The 10,105-nt window shown below is 72.1% G+C and carries 6 protein-coding genes; 5 read left to right on the top strand and 1 reads right to left on the bottom strand.

What is annotated here, in order from left to right:
• From VFB40_RS05365 to VFB40_RS05345, 5 genes are all read left to right on the top strand, one after another.
• Positions 1-3,338, top strand: a 3,338-nt coding sequence (locus tag VFB40_RS05365) for a glycoside hydrolase family 3 C-terminal domain-containing protein (RefSeq protein ID WP_324848164.1), incomplete at its 5' end; no start/stop codon positions are given.
• Between the two features lie 291 nt (positions 3,339-3,629).
• Entirely contained in the window at positions 3,630-4,988 is a 1,359-nt protein-coding gene (locus VFB40_RS05360) for a glucose-1-phosphate adenylyltransferase (protein WP_324848163.1), read from the top strand.
• Between the two features lie 133 nt (positions 4,989-5,121).
• A complete protein-coding gene (locus VFB40_RS05355; protein WP_324848162.1) occupies positions 5,122-7,473 on the top strand; it encodes a hypothetical protein in 2,352 nt (783 codons plus the stop codon).
• A gap of 34 nt (positions 7,474-7,507) precedes the next feature.
• Complete coding sequence (locus VFB40_RS05350; protein WP_324848161.1) at positions 7,508-8,212, top strand: tyrosine-protein phosphatase; 705 nt, start codon at positions 7,508-7,510, stop codon at positions 8,210-8,212.
• A 45-nt stretch (positions 8,213-8,257) separates the two neighbouring features.
• Entirely contained in the window at positions 8,258-8,500 is a 243-nt protein-coding gene (locus VFB40_RS05345; protein WP_324848160.1) for a hypothetical protein, read from the top strand.
• Positions 8,501-8,573: 73 nt separating this feature from the next.
• On the opposite strand, the gene VFB40_RS05340 is transcribed toward VFB40_RS05345, so the two are convergent.
• The coding region (locus tag VFB40_RS05340; protein WP_324848159.1) for a vitamin B12 dependent-methionine synthase activation domain-containing protein at positions 8,574-10,105 on the bottom strand (1,532 nt) is incomplete at its 5' end.

Raw genomic sequence — 10,105 nt, 5'->3', positions numbered from 1 at the left:
TGCCCGGCACGGTGCAGGCGGCGAACTACGACACCGGCGGCCAGGGCGTCGCATACAGCGTCACCGCCGCCAACGGCTCGGCCAACAGCTACCGCCCCGACGGAGTCGACCTGGAAGCGACCGCGGACACGCAGGACACGACACCTGCCGGCGGCGGATACAACCTGGGCTGGACCGGCGCCGGACAGTGGTTCAAGTACACCGTCGAGGTGTCCACGGCCGGGACCTACACGGTCAGCCTCCGCGTGGCGGCGCCGGGCGCGGTCACCGACGCGCTGCACATCGCCGGCTCCTCCGGCACCAACCTCAGCGGCGCGCTCGCCGTGCCGGCCACGGGGGGATATCAGACCTGGACCACCGTGACCGCGAGCGTCACCCTGGCGGCCGGCGCGCAGACGCTGACCGTCGACCAGGACGCCGCCGGCTGGAACCTGCACTACCTCGCGTTCACACAGGGCTCCGGCTCCGGCGGAGGGGGCGGCGGCGGGGGAGGCGGCGGGGGCGTTCCGCAGTACTGCGGCTACCAGGACCTCGCCCTGGACCAGCCGACCACCGCATCCTCCACCTACTCGGCCACCGGCAACCTGGCGGCCGCCGCCACCGACGGCGACCCCGGCACCCGCTGGGAGAGCGCGTACAGCGACCCGCAGTGGCTCGAGGTCGACCTGGGCGCCCAGACCCAGATCTGCGGCGCGAGCCTCTCCTGGGAGGCCGCGTACGCCTCGGCGTTCCAGATCCAGGTGTCCGGCGACGGCGCGACCTGGAGCAGCGTCTACTCCACCGCCGCCGGGGCCGGCGGCAGCCAGTCGTTCACCTTCTCCGCGGCCGGCCGCTACATCCGCGTGTACGCCACCGTGCGCGCCACCCAGTGGGGCGACTCCATCTTCGAGTTCGACGTCTTCGGGCTGACCACCGTCGCCCCGCTCACGGGCGGCAACGGCGACGGCGGCAACGGGGTGTGCCCGTGGGTCAACTCCACCGCGCCGCTCGCCCAGCGCGTCCAGCAGGTACTGAACACGATGGACCAGTCCGAGGAGTTCACGCTGCTGTCGGGCGACGGCGGCTCCTCGTACATCGGCCAGGTCGCCGCGATCCCGAACCTGTGCATCAAGGCGATGAACCTGCAGGACGGCCCGAACGGGGTCGGCGACGGCACCGGCGGCGTCACCGCGTTCCCCGACGGCGAGAACGCCGCGGCGACCTGGGACCCGGCGCTGATCCAGCAGGAGGGCGCCGCGATGGGCGCCGAGTTCGCGGGCAAGGGCGTGAACGTCTCGCTCGGCCCGACCACCAACCTGGTGCGCGACCCGCGCTGGGGCCGCACCTACGAGACCTACGGCGAGGACCCCTACCTGGCCGGCCAGATCACCTCGGCCGAGGTCGCGGGACTGCAGAGCCAGGGCGTGCAGGCCATGGTCAAGCACGACGCCGCCTACGACCAGGAGCAGTACCCCAACGGCGGCAACAACGAGACCGTCAGCGAACAGGCCCTGCAGGAGCTGTACCTCGCGCCGTTCCAGTCCGCCGTCGAGCAGTCCGCACCCGCGTCGCTGATGTGCTCCTACGCCGTGGTCAACGGCTCGGCGTCCTGCCAGAACGCCGACATGCAGATCAAGGGCCTGGACGGCGAGGCGAACTTCGGCGGGTACATCACCTCCGACTGGGGCGCCGACTACAACAACGTCGCCTCGGTCGAGGGCGGCATGGACATCGGCATGCCGTTCCCCGGCTCGATCCCCGCCGACCTGGCCGCCGCGATCGCGAACGGCACGCTGAGCCAGTACACGGTCAACGCGGCCGTCGGCCGGATCCTGACCCAGATGTTCGCCTTCGGCCTGTTCGACAACCCGGCTACCGGCTCGCTGTCGGCCACCGTGACCTCCGCGGCGCACCAGCAGACCGCGCTGCAGCTGAGCGAGGAGGGCTCGGTGCTGCTCAAGAACAACGGGATCCTGCCGCTCAACCCCAACGGCACCGAGACGATCGCCGTGATCGGCACCGACGCCGGCGCGGGCGTGGAGCTGGCCGGCGGCGGCAGCGGCACGGTGACCAGCTCCAACACCGTCTGGCCGATCACCGGGATCCGGAACGCCGCCGGAGCGGGCGTCAAGGTCACCTACACCCCCGGCAACGACAACGGCACCGCTGACATCCCGCAGGCGGTCACGGCCGCCAGGGCCGCCAGCGACGCGATCGTGTTCGTGAACCTGCCGGAGGGCGAGGAGTCCGACCTGAGCAGCCTGGACCTGTCCAGCACGGACGAGTCGATGATCCAGCAGGTGGCGGCCGCCAACCCGAACACCGTCGTGGTGCTCGACAGCGGCGGCCCGGTGGTGATGCCGTGGCTGAACTCGGTCGCCGCGGTGTTCGCGAACTGGTACCCCGGCCAGGAGGTCGGCGACGCCATGGCCGCGCTGATCTTCGGCACCGCGAACCCCTGCGGCAAGCTGCCGGTCACCTTCCCGGCCGCCCTGAGCCAGGTCCCGGCGCAGACGCAGGCGCAGTGGCCCGGCACCCCCAGCGGGGTGACCTACAGCGAGGGCGTGGACATCGGGTACCGCTGGTACCAGGCGCAGAACATCACCCCCGCGTTCCCGTTCGGCTTCGGCCTTTCCTACACCGGCTTCTCCTTCTCCAACCTCGACGTCGGCGCGTTCAACGCCAACGGCGCCGCCACGGTCACGGCCACCGTCACCAACACCGGCTCGCGGGCCGGAGCCGAGGTCGCGCAGATGTACGTCAGCGACCCGGCGTCCAGCGGCAACCCGCCGCAGCAGCTGGCCGGCTTCCAGCGGGTGAGCCTGAACCCCGGGCAGAGCGCCCAGGTCAGCTTCACCCTGACCGTCCACGACCTGGCCAACTGGTCGAACAGCGACAAGCAGTGGGAGGCGCAGGCCGGCAGCTACGGCATCTCGGTCGGCGACTCCAGCGCCAACCGGCCGCTGTCGGCCGCGATCAGCCTGGCGCACCAGCTGACCGGCCAGGTCGCCGCGGGCACCTCGGGCGCGGGCGTCTCGCCGGCCAACACCGCGATCAGCGCGAACGTCACCCCGAACTCCGGCGTGCCGGGAGCTGAGACGGTCGGCGTGGTCAACCCGTGGGGCTACAGCAGCCCGAAGGGCGCGGCGGTCTCGCTCGCGATGCAGGCCGTGGACTCCAACCCGGCGCAGAGCCTCAGCTACAGCGCGAGCGGGCTGCCGCCCGGCATCACGCTCGCGGCGAACGGCGCGTTCTCCGGTTCCGGCAGCACGCTCGGGACGTACACGGTGACGGTGACGGCGAAGGACTCGGCCGGCGTGAGCGGCACGGCCACGTTCGTCTGGTCCGTCGTGCAGTGAACCCGCCCGCCCGAAACGGAAAACGGATAACGGATAACGGATAGCAGCGACGAACAACGGCGACGGCCTGCGCCGTGCGGGCCCGGCGACTGTGCCGGGCCCGCACGACGCGCGACACGGCCGACGCGACCGCCTTGCGCGACCCCAGGGACCAAGGGCCCTGCCGCGGTCCTTCTGACGGCTGTTTAATCCGCCGTGTCCGGTTCACCGGCAACGGATCGGCGGTGCGGCGCCGACGCGATCGGCACTGTCGCCTGCCAAAGCGCCTTGGCAGAGAAGGAAACCCCAGTGATGGACAACCGTCGCACGAAGGTGCTCGCGATCGTGCTCGCCGGCGGACGCGGTTCCCGGCTGATGCCGCTGACCAGCCACCGGGCGAAACCCGACATCGCGTTCGGCCCGCGGCACCGGATCATCGACTTCGTGCTGTCCAACCTGGTCAACGGCGGCTGCCGGGACATCGTGGTGATCACGCAGTACCAGAGCCAGAGCCTGGACCGCTACCTGCGGACCGCGTGGCACGGCCGGAGCGTCCCCACGCTCCCCGCGCTGCGCGGGCCGGCGGGAGCGGGCGGAAGCGACGGCCCGGTGCGGGTGACCCCGGTCCCCAGCCGGCAGCCGCCGGGCGCGGCGGGCGGGTCCGCGGACGCCCTCTACCGCAATCTCGACCTCATCGAGGCCGCCGAACCGGAGCACGTGCTGCTGTTCGGCGCCGACCACGTCTACCGGATGGACCCGCGCCACATGCTCGACGAGCACGCCGCCCGGGGATGCGGGGTGACGGTGGCCGCGGTGCGCCAGCCGCTGGCCATCGCCGACCAGTTCGGGGTGATCGACACCGCCGCGGACGGGCGCAGGATCGCGGCGTTCCGCGAGAAGCCGGCTCACGCCGTCGGCCTGCCGGACGCCCCCGACCGGGTCTACGCCTCCATGGGCAACTACGCCTGGCGCGCCGACGCGCTCGCGGACGCGCTGCGCTCGGACGCCGCCGACCCCGCATCCGGCCACGACGTCGGCGGCGACCTGATCCCGGCGATGGTCGCCGCGGGGCAGGCGGGCGTGTACGACTTCAGCACCAATGCGCTGCCCGGCGGCGGGGCGCGCGGCCGCGGATACTGGCGCGACGTGGGCACGCTCGACGCCTACCACGCGGCCCACATGGACGTGCTCGGCGACGAGCCGGTCTTCGACATGGCCGATCCGAACTGGCCCATCGGAATCCCCGGCGCCAGGTGCACGGCGGGCACGGAACCTGACACCGGCACAGATACCGGCCCGGACCCGGGCCCGGGCCCGCAGCGAAGCGTCGGAAGCCTGATGGCGGCGGACGTGACGGTCACCGGAAGCGTCCACCGCTCGGTGCTCTCACCGGGCGTGCAGGTCAACCGGGCCGCCCGCGTGGAATCGAGCATCCTGATGAACGACGTCCACATCGGCGCGGGCTGCGTCATCCGCAACGCCATCATCGACCGCGGCGTGCACATCGCGCCGGGCACCCTGATCGGAGTAGACCCCCGAGCAGACCGCCACCGCTACACGGTCACCGCGCACGGCGTCGTGATCGTCGCCCAACCCCCATCCCAGACCCAGTCCGAGACGCGCCAGCCGGCCCGCCTCACCCGCGCGACGCACCTGGAGGCCCACGCCTAAGGGCCGTGCGCCGGCGGCGCGGCCGCCTTGACGGGCGGGCCGGGCGACCCTACGCTCCGCTTGAATACGTGCTCTGATGAAGCAGGGAACCAGGGGCGGGACCCGGGGGACTGGTTCGGGGAGGGGACATCTCATGCACGGATCAACGCTGCGTACGCTCGCGTGCCTGGCCGCGGCGACGATCTGCTGGGCGGGACTCGGCGCGGCCGGCCCGGCGCACGCAGCCGTCACCGTCACCGCGCCGCGCAGCGCTGCCGCGGCGAGTACGACGGCGGACCCGTACAACCCCGCCACCGGGCACCCCTACCGTCATGGAGCCGTCCCGAGCATCCGGACGCTGGCGCGGATGAAGGACTGGGACGCCGCCCACACCCACACCCGCGCCGGCGCCTCCGCGGCCCGCGGCAGCGCGCAGCAGACCGGCGCGCAGACGCTCTCCTACGGCGGCGGGATCGACGCTGTCGGCGTCACCAGCGGCAAGGCCAAGGTCTACCTGGTCTTCTGGGGCAGCCAGTGGGGCACGCAGCACACCGGCACCGGCGGCGACCTGACCTTCAGCAACGACCCGGACGGCGCCGCACCGGTCGCACAGGACCTGTTCAAGGGCATCGGCACCGGCGGCGAACTGTGGTCGGCCACGCTCACACAGTGGTGCGACGGGCCGAACGTCGCGGCCGGCGCGCTCGCGTGTCCGAGCAACGCGAACTTCGTGCCCTACATGTCCGGCGGCGTGCTGTCCGGCGCCTGGTACGACAACGCCGCCGCCGAACCGGCCGCCGCCACCGGCCAGCAGCTGGGCGCGGAGGCCCTCAAAGCGGCGCACCACTTCGGCAACACCACCGCGGCCGCCAACCGCGACGCCTACTACGTCGTGCTCTCGGCGAGCGGCACCGACCCGGACACCTACCAGGAGAGCGGATTCTGCGCCTGGCACGACTACAACGGCGACGCCACCCTGACCGGCGGGGCGGTCGCCTCCGACGTGGGCGACTTCGCGTTCTCCAACCAGCCGTACACCATGGACGCCGGCGCGGGCTGCGGCGTGGGCTTCGTCAACGACCCCGGCACCCTGGACGGCTGGACGATAGTGCTGGGACACGAGTTCGCCGAGACGATGTCGGACCAGAACCCGGCCGGCGGCTGGACCAACCAGCAGCCGGCCAGCAGCTACTACCAGCAGGAGAACGCCGACGAGTGCGCCTGGATCTGGCCGGGGCTGCCCGGCGGCGCGGGCAACGTGACGATGGGCGACGGCAGCTACGCGATGCAGGCCACCTGGTCCAACGACGACGACCAGTGCGACCTGTCGCACCCGATCGTCAACCACGCCGAAACCGTCACGCTCACCAGCCCCGGCTACCACACCAGCACCGTGAACAAGGCGATCACCGCGGTGCAGGTCACCGCGAGCGACTCGGCCACCGGCAAGACGCTGACCTACGCGGCCAGCGGCCTGCCGACCGGGCTGTCGATCAGCCCCTCCGGGCTGATCACCGGCACCCCGACCAAGACCGGCACCTGGAACGCCACCGTCACCGCGACCTCCGGCACCGCCTCCGGGTCAGCCTCCGCGACCTGGAAAGTCGTCGCGCCCTACACGGGCATCCTCAACGGCGGCTTCGAGACCGGGGACTTCACCGGCTGGAACGCCACCGGAACATTCGCGACCACCGACCAAACGCACTCGGGCACGTACGCCGCGCAACTGGGCGACTTCGTACCCACCGACGGCGACAGCACCGCCACGCAGACCTTCACCGTGCCGGCCGGCAAGAACGTCCTGTCCTTCTTCTACGAACCCGACTGCTCGGGCTCCGTGGACGCGGAATGGGCCACCGCCACCCTCACCGACACCACCGCGCACACCACCACCACGGTCCTGCCCAAGACCTGCGCGCAGCAGTTCACCTGGTCCAAAGCCGCCGCCCCGGTGACCGCGGGCCACACCTACACCCTCGCGCTGACCTCACACGACGACAACTACGACCTCGACCCCAACAACACCGTCTACGACGACGTCGCGCTCTTGGCAGCCGGGCCGAACCCGATCGTCAACGGCGGCTTCGAGACCGGGAAGCTCACCGGCTGGACCCCCTCCGGCGCAGCCACAGCCGTCGTCGCCACCGCGGCGCACTCCGGCACCTACGCCGCGCGCCTGGGCGACACCACCGCGACCAACGGCGCCAGCTCCCTCACCCAGAGCTTCACCGCCGCCGCCGGCGACTCCACCCTCACCCTCTGGTACAGCGCCACCTGCCCGCAGTCCTTCGGCCTGGACGGCGCCACGGTCACCCTGACCGACAACACCGCCGGCTCCACCACGACCGTGCTCGACGACGCCTGCCCCGCCACGCCGGCGTGGACGCCCCTGTGGGCCGACCTGACCGCAGGGCACTCCTATACCGTGACGTTGACCTCATACGACGACAACGGCATCTCGGACACCCCGGCGTCGACCCTCTACGACGACGTCTCAGTGAACTGACCGGGGCGGTCCGTGCAAGGAGCGGGAGCGGCACATGACAGTGGACGCACACGTGGACATCGCCGCGCGGGATCTTGCGTGGGACGGGTGCTGCAACGTCCGCGACCTCGGCGGGCTTCCGACGGCGCGCGGGGGAGAGACGGTACGCGGGCGGATCGTGCGCGCCGACAACCTGGACCTGCTCACCCGCGACGGCTGGCAGGCGCTGTGGGACTTCGGCGTGCGCACGGTGATCGACCTGCGCAACGAAGAGGAGTGCCGGCCCGCCGTCACCCGGCCCGCGGGGCTGAAAACGGTGCGCATCGCGTTCGACGCGTACGCCTCGCCCGAGTGGATCCGCCGGTGGTACCCGCCGGGCCTGCCGAACAACCTCGGCCAATACCTCGCCGACTACCCCCGGGCCCTGATCGACTTCGGCAACGCGGTCGCCGCCGCCGCGGACGGCGGGATCGTCGTGCACTGCGCCGGCGGACGCGACCGCACCGGCCTGGCGGCGATGATGCTGCTCGTGCACGCCGGCGTCGATCAGCGCATCGCCGCGGCCGACTGGGAGCACAGCATCGCGCGGCTGGCCCGCCGCTACGCCGGGCAAGGCGCCGCGGGTATCGAGGCAGACGACCTCGCCGCGCCCGGACCGCAGCAGCTGGCCGTCATCCGGCGGCAGGTGGCGCACTTCCTGGCGCACGTGGACACCGGGGCCTTCTTCGGCGACGAGGTGCGATCGCGCCTGCTGCCCTGAGGTTCGCCCCGGCGTTCCCGCGCGCCCGGCTCGTACGACGGCGCAATGCCTGATCCTCAGCGGCTCTCCCGCTCCTCGTTTCGGCGGATACACCCGATCGCGCAGCCGCAGCCCATGCCCCTGCTGCCCGATCGGGTCTGGTCGGACGAGGACTGGGAGCGCATCGAGGCGGGATACCGCGCACGGGACACGGACGAGAAGCGGAACGTGTTCACCGGGCAGGACGTGGTCTTCCTGCATCGCAGCTGGACCGGCCACGAAAGCTGCGCGAGAAGCTGGTGGCCCTGACCCCGAAGGCACCAAGTGGCGCGGACGTGCCTGCCGCGGCCGTGCAACACGGCGCGCTGGGCCTGCGCTGCGATCAGGAGGGATCGTAGGCGAGGTTGGGGCCGATCCAGCGCTCCACCTCGGCCAGCGCCAAGCCGCGCCGGTCCGCGTAGTCGCGCGCCTGCTCGCGATCGACGCGCCCGACCGTGAAGTACCGCGAGCAGGGGTGCGCGAACAGCAGGCCGCTGACGCTCGCGGCCGGCGTCATCGCGTACGCCTCCGTCAGGCCCATGCCCAGCGCCGGCGCGTCCAGCAGCTCGAACAGCTCCCGCTTCAGGCTGTGATCCGGGCTGGCCGGGTACCCCAGCGCCGGCCGGATCCCGCGGAACCGCTCGGCGTGCAGATCCGCGATCGCCGGGTCGGCATCCGGTTCGAACCAGTCGCGCCGCGCCTGCAGGTGGACGTACTCGGCGAAGGCCTCGGCGAGCCGGTCCGCCAGCGCCTTGACCATGATCGCGCGGTAGTCGTCGTGCTGCGCCTCGTAGAACGCGGCGAGTTTCTCGGCGCCGTGGATCGCCACCGCGAACCCGCCGAGGTGGTCCCCGGCCGGCGCCACGTAGTCGGCCAGGCACCGGTTCGGGCGCCCCTCGGGCTTCCGCGTCTGCTGGCGCAGCATCGGGAACACCACAGACCCGCCGGCGCTCCCGCCGGCGCCCGGCCCGCCCGCCTCCACGACGAGGTCGTCGCCGATCGCGCGCGCCGGCCAGAACCCGTACGCGCCCTGCGCGTCGAACGAACCGTCCGCGATGATCCGGTCGAGCAGCGCGTTCGCGTCCTCGAACAGCTCACGGGCCACCGGCTGCTGCAGGATCGCCGGGTACTTGCCCTTAAGCTCCCAGGCCAGGAACAGGAACTGCCAGTCGATCAGCTCGCGCAGCGCGGCCGGCTGCGGCGTGACCCGGTGCAGCCCGGTGAAGGCGGGCACCGGCAGGTCGCCGAAGTCGACCCGCTCACGGTTGGCCCGTGCCTCGGCCAGCGACAGCAGCGGCACGCGCTGCTTGGACTCGTGCTGTTCGCGCAGGCGCTGCTGTTCGGCGCGGTTCTCGCGATCCAGCGTCTCGGCGCGCTGCGGGCTGAGCAGGTCGGAGACGACGCCGACCACCCGGGAGGCGTCCAGCACGTGCACCGCGGTGCCCTCGTACGCGGGCGCGACCCGCACCGCGGTGTGCTGGCGTGAGGTGGTCGCGCCGCCGATGAGCAGCGGCAGCTTGATCCCGCGCCGCTGCATCTCGCCCGCGACGTTGACCATCTCGTCCAGCGACGGCGTGATCAGGCCGGACAGCCCGACGGCGTCGGCGCCCTCGGCGAGCGCGGTGTCCAGGATGACCGACGCCGGAACCATCACGCCCAGGTCGATCACCTCGTAGTTGTTGCAGCCGAGGACCACCCCGACGATGTTCTTGCCGATGTCGTGCACGTCGCCCTTGACCGTGGCCAGAACGACCTTGCCCCGGCCGCGGTCGACGCCCACCGCGGCACCCGCATCCGTGTCGGCGCCGGGATCCGCGTCGGCGCGTGCCTCCAGGCGGCCGCGCTTCTTCTCCGCCTCCATGAACGGCTCGAGGT

The sequence above is a fragment of the Actinocrinis sp. genome, from assembly GCF_035650855.1.
GTDB lineage: Bacteria > Actinomycetota > Actinomycetes > Streptomycetales > Catenulisporaceae > Actinocrinis.
This window is presented reverse-complemented; position numbering and strand designations above follow the sequence as displayed.